The 21,036-nt window shown below is 72.8% G+C and carries 16 protein-coding genes and 3 tRNA genes; 8 read left to right on the top strand and 11 right to left on the bottom strand.

Going from position 1 to position 21,036, the window contains the following annotated elements; all coding sequences use genetic code 11:
• Nucleotides 1–8: 8 nt before the first annotated feature.
• The 3 genes from ACIQD7_RS14395 to ACIQD7_RS14405 form a co-directional block, all read right to left on the bottom strand.
• Nucleotides 9–3,716 carry a S8 family serine peptidase gene (locus ACIQD7_RS14395; protein WP_402441803.1) on the bottom strand — a complete coding sequence of 1,236 codons (3,708 nt, stop codon included), beginning with the start codon at nucleotides 3,714–3,716 and terminating at the stop codon, nucleotides 9–11.
• A 192-nt stretch (nucleotides 3,717–3,908) separates the two neighbouring features.
• Nucleotides 3,909–5,171, bottom strand: a complete 1,263-nt coding sequence (locus ACIQD7_RS14400; RefSeq protein WP_402441804.1) for an MFS transporter — start codon at nucleotides 5,169–5,171, stop codon at nucleotides 3,909–3,911.
• Nucleotides 5,168–5,620, bottom strand: coding sequence for a GNAT family N-acetyltransferase (locus ACIQD7_RS14405; protein ID WP_402441805.1), 453 nt, complete (start codon nucleotides 5,618–5,620; stop codon nucleotides 5,168–5,170). The genes ACIQD7_RS14400 and ACIQD7_RS14405 overlap by 4 nt, the downstream gene beginning before the upstream one ends.
• Nucleotides 5,621–6,019: 399 nt before the next feature.
• Here ACIQD7_RS14405 and ACIQD7_RS14410 point away from each other — a divergent pair, with 399 nt between their 5' ends.
• The gene (locus ACIQD7_RS14410) at nucleotides 6,020–6,565 is read left to right on the top strand and encodes an NUDIX domain-containing protein (RefSeq protein ID WP_402441806.1); all 546 of its coding nucleotides are present in this window, start codon (nucleotides 6,020–6,022) and stop codon (nucleotides 6,563–6,565) included.
• A 127-nt stretch (nucleotides 6,566–6,692) separates the two neighbouring features.
• A complete protein-coding gene (locus tag ACIQD7_RS14415) occupies nucleotides 6,693–8,306 on the top strand; it encodes a prenyltransferase/squalene oxidase repeat-containing protein (protein WP_402441807.1) in 1,614 nt (537 codons plus the stop codon).
• Between the two features lie 114 nt (nucleotides 8,307–8,420).
• Here ACIQD7_RS14415 and ACIQD7_RS14420 read toward each other — a convergent pair whose 3' ends face one another.
• The gene (locus tag ACIQD7_RS14420) at nucleotides 8,421–8,924 is read right to left on the bottom strand and encodes a MarR family winged helix-turn-helix transcriptional regulator (RefSeq protein ID WP_121831572.1); all 504 of its coding nucleotides are present in this window, start codon (nucleotides 8,922–8,924) and stop codon (nucleotides 8,421–8,423) included.
• Nucleotides 8,925–9,059: 135 nt separating this feature from the next.
• Here ACIQD7_RS14420 and ACIQD7_RS14425 point away from each other — a divergent pair, with 135 nt between their 5' ends.
• Entirely contained in the window at nucleotides 9,060–9,476 is a 417-nt protein-coding gene (locus ACIQD7_RS14425; RefSeq protein ID WP_121831571.1) for an organic hydroperoxide resistance protein, read from the top strand.
• A gap of 248 nt (nucleotides 9,477–9,724) precedes the next feature.
• Nucleotides 9,725–11,779 (top strand): phosphocholine-specific phospholipase C, encoded by a 2,055-nt coding sequence (locus tag ACIQD7_RS14430; protein WP_402441808.1) that lies wholly within the window; start codon nucleotides 9,725–9,727, stop codon nucleotides 11,777–11,779.
• 115 nt (nucleotides 11,780–11,894) lie between these two features.
• Here the strand turns inward: ACIQD7_RS14430 and ACIQD7_RS14435 are convergent, their stop codons facing one another.
• The 4 genes from ACIQD7_RS14435 to ACIQD7_RS14450 all read right to left on the bottom strand — a co-directional run bounded on the left by ACIQD7_RS14435 (nucleotide 11,895) and on the right by ACIQD7_RS14450 (nucleotide 14,990).
• A complete protein-coding gene (locus tag ACIQD7_RS14435; RefSeq protein WP_402441809.1) occupies nucleotides 11,895–12,308 on the bottom strand; it encodes a hypothetical protein in 414 nt (137 codons plus the stop codon).
• Nucleotides 12,309–12,358: 50 nt separating this feature from the next.
• A complete protein-coding gene (locus tag ACIQD7_RS14440) occupies nucleotides 12,359–13,213 on the bottom strand; it encodes a DUF4231 domain-containing protein (RefSeq protein ID WP_402441810.1) in 855 nt (284 codons plus the stop codon).
• Nucleotides 13,214–13,582: 369 nt separating this feature from the next.
• Entirely contained in the window at nucleotides 13,583–14,419 is an 837-nt protein-coding gene (locus ACIQD7_RS14445; RefSeq protein WP_402441811.1) for a hypothetical protein, read from the bottom strand.
• 73 nt (nucleotides 14,420–14,492) lie between these two features.
• Nucleotides 14,493–14,990, bottom strand: a complete 498-nt coding sequence (locus ACIQD7_RS14450) for a hypothetical protein (protein ID WP_402441812.1) — start codon at nucleotides 14,988–14,990, stop codon at nucleotides 14,493–14,495.
• 68 nt (nucleotides 14,991–15,058) lie between these two features.
• Between ACIQD7_RS14450 and ACIQD7_RS14455 the strand changes: the two genes are divergently transcribed.
• Nucleotides 15,059–16,303 (top strand): hypothetical protein, encoded by a 1,245-nt coding sequence (locus ACIQD7_RS14455; RefSeq protein WP_402441813.1) that lies wholly within the window; start codon nucleotides 15,059–15,061, stop codon nucleotides 16,301–16,303.
• Between the two features lie 131 nt (nucleotides 16,304–16,434).
• Nucleotides 16,435–17,937 carry a hypothetical protein gene (locus ACIQD7_RS14460; protein ID WP_402441814.1) on the top strand — a complete coding sequence of 501 codons (1,503 nt, stop codon included), beginning with the start codon at nucleotides 16,435–16,437 and terminating at the stop codon, nucleotides 17,935–17,937.
• Nucleotides 17,938–18,600: 663 nt separating this feature from the next.
• On the opposite strand, the gene ACIQD7_RS14465 is transcribed toward ACIQD7_RS14460, so the two are convergent.
• From ACIQD7_RS14465 to ACIQD7_RS14475, 3 genes are all read right to left on the bottom strand, one after another.
• Nucleotides 18,601–18,677, bottom strand: a tRNA-Ile gene (locus ACIQD7_RS14465).
• Nucleotides 18,678–18,843: 166 nt separating this feature from the next.
• Nucleotides 18,844–18,916 (bottom strand) — tRNA-Asn (locus ACIQD7_RS14470).
• A gap of 5 nt (nucleotides 18,917–18,921) precedes the next feature.
• Nucleotides 18,922–18,994, bottom strand: a tRNA-Asn gene (locus tag ACIQD7_RS14475).
• Nucleotides 18,995–19,164: 170 nt separating this feature from the next.
• On the opposite strand from ACIQD7_RS14475, the gene ACIQD7_RS14480 reads away from it, so the two are divergent.
• Together ACIQD7_RS14480 and ACIQD7_RS14485 are read left to right on the top strand one after the other, a co-directional pair.
• Nucleotides 19,165–19,476 carry a YtxH domain-containing protein gene (locus tag ACIQD7_RS14480; protein ID WP_121831582.1) on the top strand — a complete coding sequence of 104 codons (312 nt, stop codon included), beginning with the start codon at nucleotides 19,165–19,167 and terminating at the stop codon, nucleotides 19,474–19,476.
• A 27-nt stretch (nucleotides 19,477–19,503) separates the two neighbouring features.
• Nucleotides 19,504–20,943, top strand: a complete 1,440-nt coding sequence (locus ACIQD7_RS14485) for an FGGY family carbohydrate kinase (protein ID WP_402441815.1) — start codon at nucleotides 19,504–19,506, stop codon at nucleotides 20,941–20,943.
• Nucleotides 20,944–21,036: the final 93 nt, after the last annotated feature.

Consider the following 21,036-nt stretch of genomic DNA (forward strand, 5'->3'; position numbering starts at 1 on the left):
ACGGGTGCCTACTTCACGCCCACCGCCCGGATCAGCTCCTGCGTGACCGAGCCGCCCCGGTCGTCGCTCGCGCCGGCCCGCAGCGAGACGGAGCCGGCGCCGCGCGGGATCCGCAGCTCACCGGTCCAGGAGGCGGCGCGCCGGTCCTTCTTGAGGGCGACCTTCCGCCAGGTCCTCCCCTCGTCGTAGGAGACCTCCAGGGTGCCGGTGCGGAGGGTGCCGGTGCCGGTCGCGCCCTTCACGTACTCGGCGAAGATCCCGACGGGCAGCCGGGTCCCGGCGCGGACGTCGCCGTTCAGGTCGGTGTCCAGGTCGAAGCCGAGGTTGAGCATCGGCAGGTAGGTGACCCGGTCGGAAGGGGTCTCGGCGGAGCGGAAGGTCCACTCGCTGCGGCCCTCGGTGCCGAGCCGCCAGCGGTCCCGGTCGAGTGCCGTCTCGGTGACGACCCTGTACTCCGCCTCCCGGGCCGGGGCGTCCCAGGCGTAGGCGCCGGAGCTCGTCTTGCGGTCGACGCGGACGCCGTCGACGTACACCTCGGTGTACTGGGTCATCGTGTCGTCGTTCCACACGTTGCCGAAGCCGGTGTGGTCGGTGCCGGAGTCGCCCCAGCCGGGGGTGTTGAACCGCAGGTCGTTGCCGGTGCGCTGCTGGCCCCAGCCGAGGCCGGTGCCCAGCCACGGGTGCCAGACGGGGCCGAACCAGTCGAGGTCGGCGCGGCTGCCGCCCCGGTAGACGGACCGGCCGCCGCGCTGCTCCAGGGAGTCGCCGAGGTCGACGGACTCGTGCCAGTATTGGCCGGTGCCGGTGGAGACGTACTCGGTGCGCTCGGCTGGGAAGGCGACGTACTCCTTGAAGCCGAAGCCGATCGGGAAGGTGTCGGTGATCGAGTACCGGAACTCGCCGCCCAGCTCCTCGCGCTTGGTGGGCGCGTGGAAGGTGGCGGAGATCGTGGCCAGGTCCGCGCGGCCGGGGCGGAAGACGAGGTCCTTGCCGATGGCGCCGGGGTACCCCTCGGAGAGGTCGTAGGTGTACGGGGTGAAGCGGGTGCCGGTGAGGTCGATGCGCTTGCCGCGGGCGGCGGCAGTGGCGAGCTTCCTGGCGTCGGCCGTGTTCACGGTGGCGACGGCGAGCGGGCGGTCCTGGTAGTCGGCGGTGCCGAACCACTTCATCAGGCGGCCGGGGGCGCCGTCGGTGACGAACAGGGCCTTGGCGCCCGCGTCCTGGGCGGTCTGGGCGAGCCGGACGGGGTCGGCGCCGTCGGTGAGGCGGACGAGGACGGCCTTGCCGGTGACGTTCCTGCCGGTGTACGCGCCGGGGGTGCCGTCGCCCGCGTCGACGAGGCCGAGGCGGTGGGCGCCTTCGAGGAGGGTGGCGCCGGCCTGCGGGGTGGCGCCGGAGAGGCGGGTGCCGTCGACGGAGGCCTCCAGGAGCGGCTTGCCGAGGCGCCAGACGGTCCGGTACTCGAAGGTGCCGGTGGCGGGCTTCCGGGTGGGCGCGGCGAAGATCGAGTCGTAGGTCAGGGGGACCTGGACGGCTCCGCCGTAGGAGGCGCCGTTCGCCTTCCGGTCGAACTCCATGAGGAGCTGCCGGGTCTCGGTCCGCTTGTCGACCTCGGCGCGGATCTCGCGCAGTTGCCGTCCGTCGAGGATGATCTCGCGGTCCCGGTCGAGGACGATCTCGGGCGCGGTGAGGAAGCCGAGGCCGAGGGAGTCGGGGCCGTGGGAGCCGCGCACGTCGAGGAAGGTGTCGACGGTGTACGTGCCGGGCTTCAGGCGGAGTTCGAGGGTGCCGGACTCGCCGACGGCGGCCGGGAACGGGTCGACGTCCGGGGCGAGCCGCTGCACGCCGAGGGAGGCGGGGGCGGGGGCGCCGTCGCGGTCCTTGACGTGGACGGTGAGGGTGTAGCGCTCCTCCTCCTTGACCAGGCCGAGGGCGGTGCGGGCGACGGGCGCGCCGTCGGCGGTGGCGGTGATCCGGCCGGAGGACTGCCCCACGGGGGCCTTGGTGCCGTCGCCGGTGACGGTGGTGGAGGCGGTGCCGCGGGCGGGCACGGTGAGGGTGGTGTCGGCGAGGGCGGCGACCCCGGCGGGCATTCCTTCGACGGCGAGGCTCAACTCGACGGGGGTGTCGGAGGAGTTGGTGTAGGTGACGGTCTTGGTGACCGGCTCGTTCTCCTCGTACGGCCAGGAGGTGAAGCCGAGGTCGGCGGAGCCGGTGGCGGTGACGCCCGCGGAGATCGCGGCGGGCACGTCGACCCGGCCGGCGCCGAGCGCGTAGGCGGTGGCGTCGAGCGGCTTCGCGGAGGACATCAGGGCGTCCTTGAGGCGGGCGCCGGTCCAGTCGGGGTGCCGCTCGGCGAGGAGCGCGGCGACGCCGGCGACGTGCGGGGTCGCCATGGACGTGCCGTTCATCGAGGTGTAGAGGCCGCTGCCGGAGGTGAGCTGGGAGCGGGCGGCGAGGATGCCGACGCCGGGGGCCGACAGGTCGGGCTTGAGGGCCTGGTCGCCGTGACGGGGGCCCTGGCTGGTGAAGTACGCGGCGCGGTCGTCGGAGTCGACGGCGCCGACGGTGAGCGCGGAGTCGGCGGCGCCGGGCGAGCCGATGGAGCCGGGGGCGCCGGAGTTGCCGGCGGCGACGACGAAGAGGGCGCCGGTCTCGGCGGAGAGGGCGTCGACGGCCCGGGCCATCGGGTCGGTGCCGTCGCTGGGTTCGCGGGAGCCGAGGCTCATCGAGACGACCTTGGCGTCGACGTCCTTGGCGGCCCACTCCATCCCGGCGATGATCTGCGACTCGGTGCCCGAGCCGCCGTCATCGAGCACCTTGCCGACGGCGAGGGTCGCGCCGGGGGCGACGCCCTTCTCCTTGCCGTCGGAGCCGGCGCCGCTGCCGCCGACGGTGGAGGCGACGTGGGTGCCGTGGCCGTTGCGGTCGGCGACCTCCTCGCCCTCGATGAAGGACTTGGACTCGGCGACCCGGCCGGCGAGGTCGGGGTGGGTGAGGTCGGCGCCGGTGTCGAGGACGGCGACCTTGACGCCCTTGCCGGTGAGCCCGGCCTCCCAGGCCTTCGGGGTGCCGATCTGGGCGTTGGAGTCGGCCATGGCGGCCCGCACCCGGCCGTCGAGCCAGACCTTGGCGGGGGCGGCGGCGGTGCTCCGGGCGGCCGGGGCGGTGAAGGTCTGCCAGAAGGCGGCGGGGTCGGTGGCCGTGACGGCGGCGCCGCCGATGCTGGGCAGGGCGCGGACGGTCTCGGCGCCGCGCGGGGCGGCGGCCGGGCTCCGGGTGCTCCTGCCGCCGTACGTGACGATCAGCGGAAGTGCGTCGGTGACGCCCTGCTCGACGAGGCCGGTGACGTCGAAGAGGCGCGGGTCGAGCGCGCCGGAGGCGAGGTGGGGGCGGGCCTCGTCGGGGATCACGGTGATCCGGCCGTTGGAGGTCCGGGTGCGTATCGCGCCGGTGGCGCCCTTCGCCCGGTCGACGGTGACGGTCCGCCGCCCGTCGCCGAGCGCGGTGAGGGTGACGCGGTCGCCGGTGACGAGGGTGACGGTGCTGCTCGTCGCGGACGCCCCGAAGGCGCCCGCCGGTGCGGAGGCGGTGGCCCCGGTGGGGGTCCCGGCGGCGTTGGTCCCGGCGGCGGCGGTCTGCCCGGCCGAGAGCATCACGAGGGAGATGCCCGCGGCGAGCAGCCCGGCCCTTCCTCTGGCGATGGGTGTGGACATCGGCGGAGTACTCCTCGCGGCCCCGGGGTCGGGGGTGTTTCCGGGTGCCGCGAGGAGTCTTGGCTCATCGCACGGGGGTTGACTCCTGTCACTCCTGGCGGTTATGCGCCGTGGCGGCCAACCGCCAGGACAGTCGGGGCCGTTCGGGGAGATTGCTCGCGGAGCTCACAGAACTCACGGAACCCGCGCAACTCATGGCGTCGGGTCCAGGGCGTCGTAGCGGCGGAATCCGCGTCCGTACAGGGCGAGCAGGCCGACGGCGACGACGCAGGCGATCCCGCCGCCGGTGATCGCGACGGCCGGGGAGGTCAGGTCGGCCGCGGAGCCCGCGAGGAAGTCCCCGAGCCGGGGGCCGCCCGCGACGACCACGATGAAGACGCCCTGGAGCCGGCCGCGCATCTCGTCCGGGGCGGCGACCTGCATCATCGTGTTGCGGAAGATCATCGAGACGGTGTCGGAGTAGCCGGCGAGGGCGAGGAACAGCAGCCCGAGCCAGAGGTTCCGGGTCAGTCCGAAGACGGCGATGGCGGTGCCCCAGCAGGCGACGGCGATCAGGATCGCCTGCCCGTGGTGGCGGATCCGGCCCTGCCAGCCGGACAGGACGCCGCCGAGGAGCGCCCCGAACGCGGGCGCGGCGACGAGGAGGCCGGCGGTCTTCGCGTCCCCGCCGTACCAGAGCACGGCGACGGCCGGGAACAGGGCGCGGGGGTGGGCGAGGATCATCGCGCAGAAGTCCGAGAAGAACGTCATGCGCAGGTTGGGCCGGGTGGCGAGGAAGCGCAGCCCGTCGAGGACCGAGGCCCGCTCGGTCCCCTTGCGGTCGGGGAGCATCGACGGCAGCCGCCACATCGCGTACAGGCTCGCGGTGAAGGCGACGGCGTCGACGAGATAGGCGGTCTGGTAGCCGGCGAGCCCGACGATCAGACCGCCGAGGCTGGGTCCGACGAGGGTGCCGAAGGTCATGACCATCGAGTTGAGCGCGTTGGCGGCGCGCAGCTGCTCGGGCGGCAGGAGCCGGGGGATCATCGCGCTGCGGGCGGGCGAGTTGAGCGCGGCGCACACGGCCTGGAGGGCGACGATCGCGTACAGGAACCAGACGCGGTGGAAGCCGGCGAACGCGGCGCCCGCCAGGGCTATGGAGAGCACGGCGGAGCCGGTCGCGCTGGCGAGGCCGAGCTTGCGGCGGTCGACGGTGTCGGCGATCGCGCCGCCGTACAGGCCGAAGACGACGAGCGGGACGAGGGAGAAGAGTCCGACGAGCCCGACGGAGAAGGGCGAGCTGGTGATGTCGTACACCTGGAGGGAGATCGCGAGGGCGGTCATGCCCTGCCCGACCCAGGAGACGGTGTTCCCGAACCAGAGGCGGCGGTAGTCGACGGAGGTGCGCAGCGGGGTGAGGTCGGCGAAGAGCCGCCGGCGCTCCCGCTCCTGCTCGCGTTCGTCGGTGGCGGTCACGCGACGTCGTACCGCAGCTCGGGGCGCTCCCAGTGGATGCGGCCGGAGGGCGGGACGGCCCCGGTGCGGACGGCGCCGGTGCGCAGGTAGAACTCCTCGGCGGGCGGGTGCGCGACGACCTTCACGGAGTCGAGTCCGGCGGCCCTGGCCTGCCCGGCCATGTGCTCCATGAGCAGCCGCCCGATGCCGAGCCCCTGGGAGCCGTCGGCGACGAACGCGAGGTCGAGTTCGGCCTCCTCGACGAGCAGTGCGTAGAACCCGAGCACCCTGCCGTCCCCGCCCCCGTCGGCGGCGACGAAGACGGGATGGTGCTCGATGTACGGACCGCCGACCTGGTACCCCTCGACCATGGCCGCGTAGTCCCCCCGGTAGGCCCGGGAGCCCCGTACGAGCCGGGTGAGCCGCCGGGAGTCGTCGGCGGTGGCACGCCGGATGGTGATGTCGGACATGGGGTGAGTATAGGGGCAGGGGTGGAGTGGGCTCCTTACAGTTTGATGAACGGGGAGACGGGGGTGCCGAAGCCCCGGCCGCCGAGCCCCCGGACTCCCGGGCCCAGCCCCGGTCCCGGTCCCCGGCCCGAACGGCCCACCCGGTGGAAAGTTCGGCAGCGGGTTCGAGAGGTGACCCGGGAGGGGTGCGGGAGGAGGGTGAAGATCGCCATCGGGTTTACGATGCGTCATCATGCAAGCACGACGCGTCACCCTTGGTGCGCCTCCGGTCCTCCCTCGCGGGGGCGCCGCGCGGGCGTCCGGAGCCCCCCTCCTCGGCCTCTCTCCCCGGGCGACACCCCTGCCCGGCGACGGAGCGCCGGCTGCCGGGCCGGGGGTTACGCGTCTCCCCGGGCGGACGTGAGCGCGCAGCCCCCGGAGCCGTACGCCCCCGGCGCGCGGACCTCCCCCGCACGCCCCTCCGAGCGGGTCGACTACGTCGATCCCCGGGACCGGGTGGTGGCGCAGGGCGGGCGGTCCGGCGGGGCGCCGGACGGGCTCCTCAAGCGGTACGCGGCGACCGTCTGCGCCGACCGCGCCGGACGGGTCCTGCTCTACCGGCGCACCTCCTCGACCCCGGTCTACCCGGACCACTACGACGTCCTGATCGGCGGCGCGGTCCGGACCGGCGAGGACTACCGGGCGGCCGCGCTCCGTGAGCTCCGCGAGGAGCTGGGCTGGACGGACGCGCCCGGCCTCGCGGAGGCGTACCGGATCCGCGTGGACGATCCGCACGGCGCGGCCTTCCTGACCGTCCACCGCTGGACGGCGGACCGGCCGCCCCGGCCCGATCCGCGCGAGGTCGCCTGGTGCGGCTTCGTCGCGCCGCTGACGGTCGTGACGGGCGGTTACACCCCGCTGGTCCCGGCCGGCGCGGAGGCCGTGCGGCGCCTCTTCCCCCTTTGAACGCCACTCCGAGCACCTCTCTGAACGCCCCCTCTGAACGGCCCCCTCCGCACGCCCCCCTTTCCTCCCCCACGACCCCTTCCCCACGCCCCCTCCCCCTACGGCCCCACCAAGGACACCCCTCCCCATGACGTACTGCGCGCTGCCCTTACCCGGCGTCTCCCTCGCCGTCCCCCCGCCCGCCCGGCCGACCTCCGGGACGGACCGGATCGACCGGGCCCGGGCCCGGCTCGCCGCCCGGCTCACGGCCGCCGCCGGGCCCGACGGCCTGCTGCGGGCGCCGTGCGACAGCCGGATGCTGGAGTCCGCCCTGGCCCTGCGGCTGCTGACGGTGACGGACGTGGACCCGGACGCGCGGGAGCGGCTCACCCGGCGCCTGAAGACCGGTCTGGACGAGGGCGCCCCCGACCCCGTCCAGGAGGCGGCGGCCCGCGCGGCCCTCGGTGAGTACGCGGACGGGCGGGGCGCGCTGGCCCGGCTGCTCGGCGGCTTCGACCACTTCACCGCCGGGCGCAAGCACCTGATGTTCCGGACGGTCCTGGCGGAGCTGGGCGCCGATACGTTCCCCGAACTCCCCGGCCAAGGACCCGGCCAAGGCCCCGGCTCCGGCTCCGTCTTCGAGGCGCGCGGCCAGCAGCGCTGGCTGATCACGGAGATGGCCGCCCTGAAGGTCCTGCACGCCTTCGGCACGCGTGCGCCCGGCCGCGTCACCGAGGACGACTGGCGGGTCCTGGAGCCCTGCGCGCTCCCCGGCCCTCCCCCGTACGGCAACCATCTCGCCCGGATCCTCGCGCTGCTGGCGCTGCGGCTGCGGCCCCGGTACGCGGCGGCCGTCCGGGCGCGGGCGCGGGAGCTGCGGGACGTGCTGCGCGGGGACGGCGGGCTGCCGTTCCTCACGGGCATGGACGTGTTCGCGACGGCGACGGGCGGCCTGGCCCTGACCGGAGCGGGGGCGCCCGCACCCGTCCTGCGGGCGCTCGCGACGGCCCTGACGGGGCATCAGAACCCGGACGGGGGATGGGGTTTCGACCGGGGGGTCGGGCAGAGCGACGTGGACGACACGGCGTACTGCGTGGAGTTCCTGCGGGCGGTGGCCCCGGAGCGGTGCGGGCCCGGGGTGGCGGCCGGCGAGCGGTATCTGCTCGCCCGGCAGGGCACGGACGGCGGCTTCCCGACCTTCGAGCGCGGGACAGCCCCGGAGGTGGCGATAACGGCGGCGGCGGTGAACGCGCTGGCGCCCGAGCCCGCGCACCGCGCGGCGGTCGCGGCCGCCGTCCGGTTCGTCACGGCCCGACAGGAGGCGGCGGGCCCGTTCGAGCGCAGCTGGAGCCTCAACGAGAGCAACGCCCTGTTCCGCACGGTCCTCGCCCACGACTCCTTCCTGGCGGTGGCGCCCGGCCACCCGGCGGCGCCCGGCTCCGCGCGGGCCCGGGCGCGGGCGGTGGCCCGGCTGCTCGCCACCCAGAACCCGGACGGCGGCTGGGGGCACGTGCCGGCGGACCCGAGCGATCCGATCAGTACGGCGTACGCGCTGATCGCCGTGGCGCGCACGCCGGGCGCGCGGGCCGCGACCGTACGGGCGGTGCGGCACCTCCTGGCGCGGCAGCGGCCGGACGGCGGCTTCACGTCGCGCCCGGACCAGGCGGGCCCCCGGCCGCTCGCGTACCACGTACCGCTCCTGACGGACATCTGCGTCCTGCTCGGCCTGAACCACGCGCGGGCGGGCCTGGCCGCACCCTGACCGACACCACGCGCGGGCGGGCCTGGCCACCCCTGACTGGACCACGCGCACGGGCCGGCCCGGCCCCCCTGACCGAACCATGCGCGGGCCGGCCCGGCCGCCCCCTGAGGGAGGTCAGGCGCAGCCGGAGAGGTCCTCGGGGTCGACGGCGTCGAGCCGGACGGCCAGCGCGTGGAGCCGTTCGCGCAGGTCACCGATCTCGGCGAGGTCCAGGCCGGTGGCGGCGGCGATCCGGCGCGGCACGCCGAGGGCCTTCTCACGCAGCGCCGTCCCGGCCTCCGTGAGGCGCACGGTGACGGACCGCTCGTCCTCGGGGCTGCGCCGCCGCTCGACGTATCCGGCCGCCTCCAGCCGCTTGAGCAGCGGCGACAGGGTGCCGGAGTCGAGGCGCACCCGCTCCCCGATCCCCTTCACGGACAGCTCGCGGTGCTCCCAGAGCACGAGCATCACGAGGTACTGGGGGTAGGTGAGCCCGAGCTCCTTGAGGGCCTCGCGGTAGACGCCGTTGAAGGCGCGGGTCGCCGCGTGCAGCGAGAAGCAGATCTGCCGGTCGAGGCGGAGGAAGTCCCCGTCGGGGAGGCCGGAGAGGGCGTCGGGGAGGGTGTCGGGCGTCTCCATGGCTCCAGGATACGCGAGCCCCCTCACACGCGATTGAGTTGCGCACAACTAAATAGCGCGCTACAAATGAAGGACCACCGCATCCCGGGGCGGCAACGGGCACCCCGGGACGGCAATCAGGACGGAAGAGGAACCATGGACGCGATCTACACCGCCGTCGCCACCGCCAGCGGCCGCGAGGGCCGCGCCGTCAGCTCCGACGGCCGCATCGACCTCCCCCTCGCCCACCCGCAGGCCCTCGGCGGCAACGGCCAGGGCACCAACCCCGAGCAGCTCTTCGCCGCCGGGTACGCGGCCTGTTTCGCCAGCGCGATGGGCGTGGTCGCCCGCCAGGAGAAGATCGACATCACGGACGCCTCCGTCACCGCCGAGGTCTCCATCGGCAAGGACCCCGCCGACGGCGGCTTCGGCCTCGCGGTCGTCATGCGCGCCGAGTTCCCCGACCACCTCCAGGGCGAGGCGGGCCTGGCCCTCCTGAAGAAGACCCACGCCTTCTGCCCGTACTCCAAGGCCACCCGCGGCAACATCGAGGTCGAGCTGGTCGTCGAGTGACCGGCCGCCCCCTCTGACCGACCGCCCCCTCCCGCAGGAGCCGTACGAAGGTCCCGGTGCCGCCCGCGCGCACCGGGACCTTCGCACGAACGGCACGGGGGGTTCGTCCGCCGTACGGCGGGCAGCCATGGGACGGCCGCCGGGCGGTGGCCCGCGGGCGCTGTCCTTGGGGCGCCCGCCGGGCAGGAGCCCGGCCGCCGCACGCACGCCCCACCCGTGCCCGCCCCCACCCGGAGGAGAACTCCCCCATGGCCGACCTCGACCGCCGCCGGTTCCTTCAGCTGACCGGCGGCGCCGCCGCGTTCACGCTGCTCTCGGAGAGCATCGCCCGCGCCGCCGCGATACCGGCGCAGGGCGCCACCGGCACCCTCCAGGACATCGAGCACATCGTGGTCCTGATGCAGGAGAACCGTTCCTTCGACCACTACTTCGGCTCGCTGAAGGGCGTGCGCGGCTTCGGCGATCCCCGGCCGGTGACCCTGCCCAGCGGCAAGTCCGTCTGGAACCAGTCCGACGGTTCCAAGGTGACGCTGCCGTTCCGGCCGGAGAGCGCCCGCCTCGGCATGGAGTTCCTCCAGGGCCTCAACCACGACTGGGCGGGCGGCCAGAAGGCCTTCGCACAGGGCCGGTACGACCAGTGGATCCCGGCCAAGACCAAGGCCACGATGGCGTACCTCACCCGCGAGGACATCCCGTTCCACTACGCGCTCGCCGACGCGTTCACGATCTGCGACGCGTACCACTGCTCGGTCATCGGCTCCACCGACCCGAACCGCTACTACCTGTGGAGCGGTCACACCGGGAACGACGGCACGGGCGGCGGCCCGGTCCTCAACAACGCGGAGGCGGGGTACGGCTGGAAGACGTACCCGGAGCGGCTGGAGGCGGCCGGGGTCTCCTGGCGGATCTACCAGGACGTCGGCGACGGCCTGGACGCGGCGGGCCACTGGGGCTGGATCAACGACGCGTACCGGGGGAACTACGGCGACAACTCCCTCCTCTACTTCAACAGCTACCGCAACGCCCAGCCGGGGAACCCGCTCTACGACAAGGCCCGCACGGGCACGAACGCCAAGAACGGCGAGGGCCTCTTCGACCGGCTGCGCGCCGACGTCCAGGGCGGCCGGCTGCCGAAGGTCTCCTGGATCGCGGCACCCGAGGCCTTCTCGGAGCACTCCAACTGGCCCGCCAACTACGGCGCCTGGTACATCGCGCAGGTCCTGGACGCGCTGACCTCGAACCCGGACGTGTGGGCCCGTACGGCCCTGTTCATCACCTACGACGAGAACGACGGCTTCTTCGACCACGTGGTCCCGCCGTACGTCCCGGCGTCGGCGGCGCAGGGCCTCTCCACGGTCGCGACCGCCCTGGACCACTTCCCGGGCAAGGCCGGCTACGTCGCCGGACCCTACGGACTCGGCCCGCGCGTCCCGATGATCGTCGTCTCGCCCTGGTCGAAGGGCGGCTACACCTGCTCCGAGACCTTCGACCACACCTCGGTCATCCGCTTCATGGAGGCGCGCTTCGGCGTCCGGGAGCCGCAGATCTCCCCCTGGCGGCGGGCCGTCTGCGGCGATCTGACCTCGGCCTTCGACTTCACGCGCACGGACGCCCGGCCGGCCGCGCTGCCGCCGACCGGCGGCTACTACCCGCCGGACCGGAACCGCCACCCCGACTTCCCGGCCACCGCGCCCGCGACGGGCACGATGCCCCGCCAGGAGCGCGGCGCGAAGCCGACCCGGCCGCTGAAGTACGCGCCGTACGTGGACGGCGCCGCCGACACGACGGCCGGGACCTTCCGCCTGGCCTTCGGCGCGGGCCCGGGCGCGGGCGCGCAGTTCCACGTCACCTCGGCCAACCGCACGGACGCGCCCTGGACGTACACGGCGGAGGCGGGCACGTCGATCGCGGACACCTGGAACACCAAGTACTCCGGCGGCGTCACCGATCTGACGGTCCACGGCCCCAACGGCTTCCTGCGCCGCTTCCGCTCCCCCGGCAGGACGGCCGTCCCCGAGGTCGCCGCCCGCCACGACGCCGCCACCGGCCGCCTGGACCTGACCTTCACCAACCCGGGCGCGACCACGACGGTGACGGTCACCGACGCCTACGGGGCCGCCCCGAAGACCCTGACGGTCCCCCGGGGCGCCACGACCGCCCACACGGTCGTCCCGGCCGCCGGCCACCGCTGGTACGACGTCACGATCACCTCGCCCGTCTCCCCCGACTACCTCCGCCGCCTGGCGGGCCACGTGGAGACGGGCGCCCCGGACGTGTCGGACCCGGGGATCCTGACGTACTGAGCCGCGTCCGCGCCGATGCCCGTTCCGGGGCCCTGAGGGTGTCGGGACGGGTATCGGTCCACGGACCGTCGTCCTGGTGAGCACGCGGGACGACGGCCGCCCGGGCGAAGGGGATTCAGCAGCACCGGCGCACCCCTTCGGAACCGTTCTCGACGCGCGGCCGACGCTGCACCACGAGAGACGCCGCGTCCACGTCGGGGGGCAGTCTCCATTCGACGACGTGGAGGCCGGACAGTTCGATCAGTTCTTCGGGGACCCCCAGACGATGCAACGGGGTCGCCCCGTACCTGGCCAGCCAGACGCGACGCCTGACCTGCTCCTCGTACCGCAGAGCGGCCCAACAGTCGAGGGCGACCCCGGGCGCGCGGGGGCTTCCCTTCGCTCGCCGTGCGAGCAGGGTCCGCACGAAGGGGACGTTCGCCGGGTCGTGGGCGAGGGCGACCAGACACCAGGCAGTCGTGGACGACAGCGAGCCGCCATGAGCCCTCTGCAGCTTTCGGGCGTTCCACTGCCACCTCGGCGCCAGCACCCAGCGAAGAAGCCGGTGCGGTCCGTTCTCCGCAGACCGCCCCTCGGCCGTCATCCCGCCCGCTCGTCACTCGAGGAGCTGGACTGCTCAAGCTGCAGCTCGCGCTTTCTCTGCTCTTCCTTCAGACGCTCGACGAAACCGGCAAACCTTCTCAGCCGCTCCCCCTCGGAAAGAGGAGCGCCATCACTCCCCGCATAGTCGTCGAGCATGAACTGCGAGGCATTGTAGTGTTTCTCGATATCGTCTGCGGTTGATTGCAGGTTGTAGCCCCTCTCGCGGAACTTGAAATATCCGGTCACACCGGCAGAGATTCCGACCAGGGCACTCAGCGTGGATGTGATGATCCGGAGCGCGAGATTACTCCCCTCGTTCATCGCGGTGAGCGTGGAGGTGGCGATCGACCCGGTGATGATGACGAGCTGGAAGAAATTGTGGATGCGGCGGTTGTTGTTCGCCGACTTGCGGTACTGCGCGATGAGGTCGAGCGAGGCCTCACGGTAGATGCGGAGCCCGGAGGAGGAGTCGAGAGGCAGACCGGCCGCGGCCGTCTGCCGGTCCTGCAACGCGTTGCGCAGCTCACCGGCACGGGCGACGACGGTCTTGCGGTTCGCCAGAAGCAGCCAGCCCATCGCCGCCACAAGACCGACGACCACGACGAGCCCGACGTAGCGCACGAAGACCGGCTTGGTCTGCCACAGCCCTACGACGACCGTGTAACCCAGCAGGCAGGAAAGCGCCATCGCCCCCAGAAGGCACACCCAGTAGATGCGCTGGAACGCCCGGGAAGCCTTGAGGTCGGAATCGATCTGATCGTATTCCTTCACCCGATTCCGGTAGTCCCTCTGCAGGGCTATCTCTTCCGCCTCCGTCAGGCCCGACTCGACCCTTCCGAGCTCGACCGTCACATCCCCTCCTCACCTCCTGCCCGGACAGGGCGAGGAAGTAGGAGTAAAACGAGGCGGCCATACTCTCGACAAGAGGACCCGGGGCCGTCTCCCCTCCGCTTCTCCAACGAAGGGGACCACCGGGCCGAAATCCGCCCACGCGAGCAGGGTATTTCATCGGCACCAGGCATTTCAGGCCACCCCCACACCGCCGAGGAATGCACGATCGAACTCATTTACCATTTTCCCGTGGTGTCATCTGCGGCGCCATGGCCACGAACTGCCGCGCCGTCAGCGGTCGCCCTCGGCCCATCCGTCGCCCCGCGGCAGACGCTTCGGCGCGAGTCCCAGGAGCATCGCCGTGTGCGCGCACAGCAGGGTGATCCCGGCCTACCACGGAAGCGGGAAGTATCCGGTCGAGGGGGCGTAGTGGGCGACGGCCCACGGATGTTCGACGAGGGTCTGCTGGACGGCGAAGCCGGCGGCCGGGGTGACGCGCAGCAGCCACTGCGCCAGGCCGTCGGGCAGCAGCGGGACGGAGGTCACGGCGTACGGAACCGCGATCGTCAGGACGGCGACGAGGATCGCGGGCCGGGGGCGTCGGAGCAGGGAGCCGGGAACGGGCGGGCGGCATGTCGTCCGCGGGTCCGGTCCGGTGCCCGGCGACGGCGAACCGCGCTGCGACCACGGGGACGACGAGCAGCGCCAGGACCAGGCCCCCAGGGTGCGTTCCACCGGGCGGGCTCCGTCCTCGGCGCCCTTCAGGCCGATGTCGCCGGCACCGGTGACGATGATCGCGCCGTTCCTCTCCACCGCCCCGGACACCAGGTGGCCCTTCTCCCAGTCCGTACGGTTCCGCTCGCCGACCGCGTCGTCGCTCCAGCCTCCGGCGGCCGCGCCCCGGAGGGCGATCCTGTCGAAGGTGCCGCCGACCTGCGTCCAGCACACCTGCTCCGTGGCGCCGCCCAGGCCGGTCCGCCGCAACGTCGGATCCCTGGGAGAGGCGGCGAACAGTCCGACCCGCACGGTCCTCGGAAGTCCCGGCAGGCGTACGGCACCGGCCTCCGTCCACGTCGTGCCGTCGGCGGACTCGTGGCCGGTGACGGTGTCGCCCGACCGGGTCAGCCGCAGCCGGCGCGGCGTTCCCTCCGCCACTCCCGCGCCGCTGCCGGCGATGTCGTGGCGGTGGTCGTACCGCATCCGTACGCCGTGGCCGCCGGTGACCATCGGCGCCGCGTAGGAGGAGCCCGGGCGAACGGAGGCCCTGTCGACAGGCGCGAGGCGGAGCCGAGGAGCGGTGTCAGACGGGGTGGCTCATGCCGTACACGGCGAGGAAGCCGAGGCCGACCGCGACGAGAGAGGTGAAGGCGACCGCCGCCTGCCACAGGCAGGCGCGGACGCTCGCCCCGTCGGCGCGGTCGAGAGCTCCGTTGATCAGCGCCGCGATCATGGCCAGCAGGAACACCACCGTCACCGGCAGAGACCATGCGGTCAGCAGGACGCTCAGACCGAGCGGCGTCGCGCAGACGAATGCGGCACCGCCGCGCTTGACAGCTTTCGGTACCGAGGCGCCGTCCTGCCGGTGCATCATCCCGGCGGCCAGCGCCCCGAGAGCCGCGACCAGCATCGCGGTCAGCAGCGGCCAGGGACCGGGGCCGGCATGGCCGGCCGATCCGGTCGGTACATCGGCGACCGCTGCGCCGACAGTGAGATACGGGTCCATCACGACGACCTCCTGCTCCTTGGGCCTGTGCGGCGTTGCGAGAACCGCCGAGGCGACATAGCGGGAGGTCAGCACGTGCTCCGTCCGGCCCGCGACGACCGTTCCGCACATTCGGCAGCCAATGCGCTGTTCAGCGCTCTAAGTTGGGTTTTTCCGAGTCGGCCGAGTCGGCCGACTCGTACGGCGGCACGGGGGAGAACCGGGTGACGGGACATCAGGACAAGCCGAGCCAGGCACCGTTCACCGAGGCTTTCCGACTGCTGTACGGATACGTTCGGTCGCCGGCCACGCGAGACCTCGAAGCGAAGACGAAGGTCAGCGCCACCACGATCGAGGGCTGGCTGAAGGAGGGGCGCACGCCGCGCAGGGAGGAAGACGTCGTAGCCGTCGTCGATACGCTTCTCCTCGTCGCGGGCAAGGGCGGGCGCGGAAACCTTCCCCCCGAGATGCGTTCCCCGCAGTACTACTTGGTGCGTCTGCGTCAGCAGAAGGCCCTCAAGGCGTCACCGCGCCCCCGGACGGCCAAGGCGGACGGGGACGAATCGGCCGCGGCGGCGTCACCGTCCGCCGCTGCCGACGACCTCGCCCCGCCCGCGGCGGCCGAGCCCTCTCCGTCCCCCGAACGACTCCGGAGACGGCGCCCACGATCGCTCGCTCTGATGACGGTTCTCGGCCTCCTGGTTGCCGGGGGCGCCGTGGGCGCGTACCAGCTCTCGCAAGCCGGGGACACCGGCGGGGAGACGCCTTCCACGAAGGATTCCGCGACTGCGAAGAGTGCGTCCGTGCCCCTGGTGTCCGTGAGCGACGCGGCGAGTTGGGAGTGCGGTGACGCGGTCGTCGTTCCCCGCGCCGTAGGCACCGCGGGCCTCGCTCCCGGTCCCCGGCCGGCGGATGGCGTCTCGGCGTCGGGCACGGGCTTCGGATTCACCGTCCAGGGCGCCGAGGGGCAGACCGTGACGCTCTTGGGCCTGACCGTCGAAATCGCCTCGAAGAAGGAACCGCTGCGAGGCACCCGTGTGCCCGTGGTGTGCCAGGGCGATCCACCCCATCGCAACTTCGCGGTGGACCTGGACGAGCGAAGCCCGCGTGTGGTCGAAGTCAAGGCCAGTGAGGGCAACGGCGGCAGCCCGTCCGACACGGGCTGGCCCTATACGGTCAGCGGGAGCGACCCGGAGCACTTCGTCGTTCGGCCCACCACTCTCACGCACGACGTGGCCTTCACTCTCCTCCTGCAGTGGGCCTGGAACGGGAAGCGGGGCCGGCTGCGCATTGACGACCAGGGCCGGCCCTTCCGTACGACCGCCGACCGCGGCGCGGTCCCGCTGTGCCTGAACAGCACCACCACCCGCCTCCTGCCGTCACCGGATGGAAAACCATGCGCTTCTTGAGTCCACAGCTCACCAGGGCGGGCCGAGCCGCGATCTGTTCGATCGCCCTCTGCGCGCCGGTGGCGTGTACGGAGCCCGCCTCCGACAAGCCCCCCGCGCTCTCGAAGGCCCCTGCCTGGGAGAACATCCCCGTGGCCGACCTCCCGTCGGACTTCATCGATTTCCAGCCGTCGTCCATGTCCTCGTCCGCTCGTGGGTTCTTCGCGGCCAGCGGCTACCGGCCCACCACGTCCGTGGATGTGGCTCAGAAGGTGTTCACCAGCCGAGACGGGCGGAAGTGGCGGGAACGTACGCCGGAGGGAATGAGCACGACGGCCACGGTCCAGTCACTGGCCTCACACGGATCGACCACCTGGCTCCTGGGCGGTCAGGGATTCTCGACCGCGCGTACAGCGGTGTGGACCACCGAGGACGACGGGTCCTCGTGGACGGCCCCGCTTCTCCTGCCCACGTCACAGGACGTGGAGATACCTGTGGCGATTTCGGCCGGGGAACGCGGGGCCCTGGTGATCACCAAGGTGACTCCGGGGCTGGACAAGCCCGTTGAGACCGATGCGCGCCTGCGAACGTGGCTGGCCGAGAAGTCCGGCCGTCTCACCCAGCTGTGGGAGACACCCTGCGTCGGTCACGAGGGGAGCGAGGCGGCGGCGGAGGCTCTTGTCGCCGACGACGGCTTCTACGTTCTGACGGACTGCGTCACCAAGGACTTCGTGCCCGCCGACCGTCTCTTCAAGTCCACCGACGGGCAGAGCTGGAAGGCGGAGCCGCTCCCCGACGACGGCAACGAATTCGACCACATGGCCCGTAACGGCGACACCATGGTGCTGACCGGCGGCTTGGCCGCCAAGAACGTCGAACACACCACCGACCCTCGCGCGTGGTACAGAAAGGACGGCGGTCACTGGCGCACCGCCTCGCCGCTCGACGTGGGCCGTCTGCCCGATGCCGGCGTCGTTCGCCGCGAGTCGCAGACGATGCTCGCCATCACGGCGGCCGGCAGCGGCTTCGTCGCGATCGGGTCCGCTCGGGCGCCGGACGACTCCGCTGTCGGGGCGACCTGGTTCTCCGCCGACGGCACCGCATGGGTCAAGCAGCCGACGCGAGCCAACGGCTTCGACCAGCTGCGCTCTCTGGCCGCCCTCACCGCGCGGAACATGACACTCGTCGTCCTGGGCTCCCGTCGCGCCTGGGAAACCTCCGACCCGGCACATGCCCGAATCTGGATCGGGGACATCGCCCCGGCCCCCCGGCGGGCGCCTTCGTCGGCCGACACGGCGCCGCTCGCTCGGTTCGCGGGGACCTGGAGCTGGTCCGGTGCCACCATCACCATCGCCCCCGACGGTTCCTTCACCTACCGCTACTCGACTCTGGTGCAGTGCTCGGACCACGCCCCTCCGTGCGACGACGGTGACGAAATGGGAGGCGAGGCCACCGGGACGCTCCGCCAGGGCCGTACGCCCGACGAAGCCGTCGGCACGGTGGACGTCGCCCTCCCGAACGCCCCGGCGGGATCCCCCGTCAGGATCACCCGTGAGCCCTACAGCGCCATCGACATCACGGTCGGCAAGCACGGATACGGCCTGTTCTGCGAGCCGGGCGCAAGCCGCTGCGCCGCCCCTGTGGGAGCGGGCTGAGGCGCGGGGAACGCCGACCGCCCCCCCTGCCGGCCTCCCCCACCCGGAAGGCGGGCGAGGCCGGAGCGGGCGCCGTGCGTGAACCCCGTCGCACGGTCGGGCCCTTCCGCTGCGGCCAACCGGCTCGGCCCCACGGTGAGACCGGCCCGCCATTCGCGTGCACAGCCGATCGGTCTCTTGAAGTCGCGCACCCGCTTTGCAGCCGACGGACGTCGCAGAAGTCGGTGATCCAGGCGACGGTCCCGCTCCGGGCCCCGGTCCGGGTACGGAACGTCCTCACGAGGCCTGCCAGGGGGTGGGGTGTCGACGGGTAAGGAATCCCGCGTGATCACCAGTGGCACCCGAACCGACCGCGGGATCGCCTCCGTGCCCGGCATCAGCGGCGCCCGCCCGTCGGCAGAGAGCCCGGCCCGCTGGGCCGGCAGGAGCCGACAGGGAGTGGATATTCGCTCCCGTGTGCGGCGTGTCACACGTAGGAACCGTGGGACCGCCGTGGGATCATCATCGTGGTTTCACACGCACGCTTCACAGAAAACCCCAGGTCAAGAGGGCCTCGACCCGGGGATGCCGACCAGAGAAGCCCGTTTCACCACACCGATGTGCGGCGATCGGCCCACGCGGACACACCCCAGGGGTGTTTCCGCAGGTCAGAACGTTTTTCTTTGGTGGGGCGGGTGGGACTCGAACCCACGGCCGACGGATTATGAGTCCGCTGCTCTAACCGGCTGAGCTACCGCCCCGTTCGGTGAGGCGCGTACATGTGTGCGCGCCGTCTGCCGCAGCATAGCCGCTCATACGATCTCCTGCTCCGGAAGATCGGCTCTGCTCGACCATGAAGACCGCGCCGCGCCCCGCGCGGTTCCCCGGGACGCGAAAAAGGACCCCGAAGGGTCCTCTTCCGTTCCGCTCCCCCGGCTGGACTCGAACCAGCAACCCTCCGGTTAACAGCCGAATGCTCTGCCAATTGAGCTACAGGGGATCGCGCTCCCCCGACTGGACTCGAACCAGTAACCTGCCGGTTAACAGCCGGCTGCTCTGCCAATTGAGCTACAGGGGATTGCTGCGTTGCACCGAACGGATCCACCTCGGGCCTTCCCGGGCGGCGCGCGTTCGCTGCGACACATACATTAGCGCAAGCAGGGGGGTGCTCCGCCAATCGGTATCGCCGTGGCACCGCCGTGGGCACCAGCGATGCATCAAGGAAGCTCTCCAGGGAAGGTGGTGGCCATGCGATACAAGCTGACGTTCGTCACAGGACTCGCCCTCGGTTACGTCATCGGCACGCGGGCCGGACGCGAGCAGTACGAGAAGTTGAAGAAGTCCGCCAAGGAGTTCAGCGAGAACCCGGCCGTGCGCAACGCCGCCGAGTCCGCCGCCCAGACCGGGCGGCAGGTCGCCGGGAAGGCCGCGCACGTCGTGGGCGACAAGGTGGGCGACCACCTGCCGCCCGCCGTGGCCGACAAGGTCCACGCGCTGCGCGAGCGCGGCCAGAGCAACGGAAAGGTCGAGAACGAGGAGTGGGGCACCAGCAACACCTGAGGCCCCGCGTGCGGCAGAATCTCTGTCATGGGGATAGTCGCCGGACTGGACAGCTCTGCTGAGTTCACACGCATCGTCGTCTGTGACACCGACACGGGTGCCGTGCTGCGGCAGGGGTACGCCGCGCATCCCGGCGAGCCGAAGGCCGTGGACGTCGATCCGCAGACCTGGCTGCTCTCGCTCGGGGAGGCCGCGACCGGCGGTCTCCTGGAGGGCGTGGAGGCCATCGGCGTCTCCGCGCAGCAGCACGGACTCGTGCCGCTCGACGCGCAGGGCGGCCTCGTGCGGCCCGCGCTCGTGCGCAACGACAAGCGGGCGCAGGTCGCCGCCGCCGACCTCGTCGACGCGCTCGGCGGCCGGCACGCCTGGGCCGAGGCCGTCGGCAGCGTGCCCGCCGCCGGACAGCCGGTCGCCAAGCTGCGCTGGCTGGCCCGCACCGAGCCCGAGCACGCCCGGCGGACCGCCCTCGTCCTCCAGCCGCACGACTGGCTGGTCTGGCAGCTCCTGGGCCGCCCCGCGCGCCGCACCACCGACCGGGGCGCCGCCTCCGCCACCGGCTACTGGTCGGCCGGCACCGGCGCGTACCGCCCCGACCTGGTCGAGCTCGCGCTCGGGCACCGGGCCGCGCTCCCCGAGGTCCTCGGCCCCTCCGACGCCGCCGGCACCACCCCCGAAGGACTGCTGATCTCCGCCGGCACCGGCGAGACCATGGCCGCCGCGCTCGGCCTCGGGCTCGGCCCCGGCGACGCGGTCGTCTCCCTCGGCGCCTCCGGGTCCGTGATGGCCGTCCACCACGAGGCCCTCGCCGACCCCGGCGGCATGATCACCTCCTTCGCCGACGCCACCGGGATGCACCTGCCGGTCGTCTCCACCTCCAACGCGGTGCGGGCGCTGCGCGGCACCGCCGAGATGCTGGGCCTCGACTCCCTCGACGAGCTCTCCGCGCTCGCCCTGAAGTCGACCCCGGGCGCCTCCGGGCTCGTCCTGCTGCCCTACCTGGAGGGCGAGCGGACCCCGGACCTGCCGCACGCGGCGGGCACGCTCAGCGGGCTGCGGCGCGAGTCGATGAAGCCCGAACACCTGGCGCGGGCGGCCTTCGAGGGGATGCTCTGCGCACTCACCGACGCCCTGGACGTGCTGCGCGGGCGGGGCGTGGAGGTGCGGCGGGTCTTCCTGCTCGGCGCCGCCGCCGCGCTGCACGCGGTGCAGGCGCTCGCGCCGGCCCTCCTCGGCGCGCAGGTCCTCGTCCCCCAGCCGGCCGACTACGCGGCGCTCGGCGCGGCCCGGCAGGCCGCCTGGGCCCTCGGGGTCGCGCGGGGCACCCTGTCGCCCGCCGCTCCCCCGGCCTGGCAGGGCGCCGCCACGCAGGTCCTGGAGCCGGGGGACGAGCTGGCGGCCGGGCAGGCCGTGCGGCAGCAGTACACGGCGACGCGGGAGCAGATCCACCCGGGCGCGTTCGGCGGGTGACCTCCGGGGCGGGGCGCCGTGCGCGGAGCCCGGGGAGTGCCGGTGAGGCGTCGTTCGTAAAGACTTCCCCAGGCTTTCCACCGCCCCGGAAAC

Source organism: Streptomyces sp. NPDC093071, assembly GCF_044754545.1.
Lineage (GTDB): Bacteria > Actinomycetota > Actinomycetes > Streptomycetales > Streptomycetaceae > Streptomyces.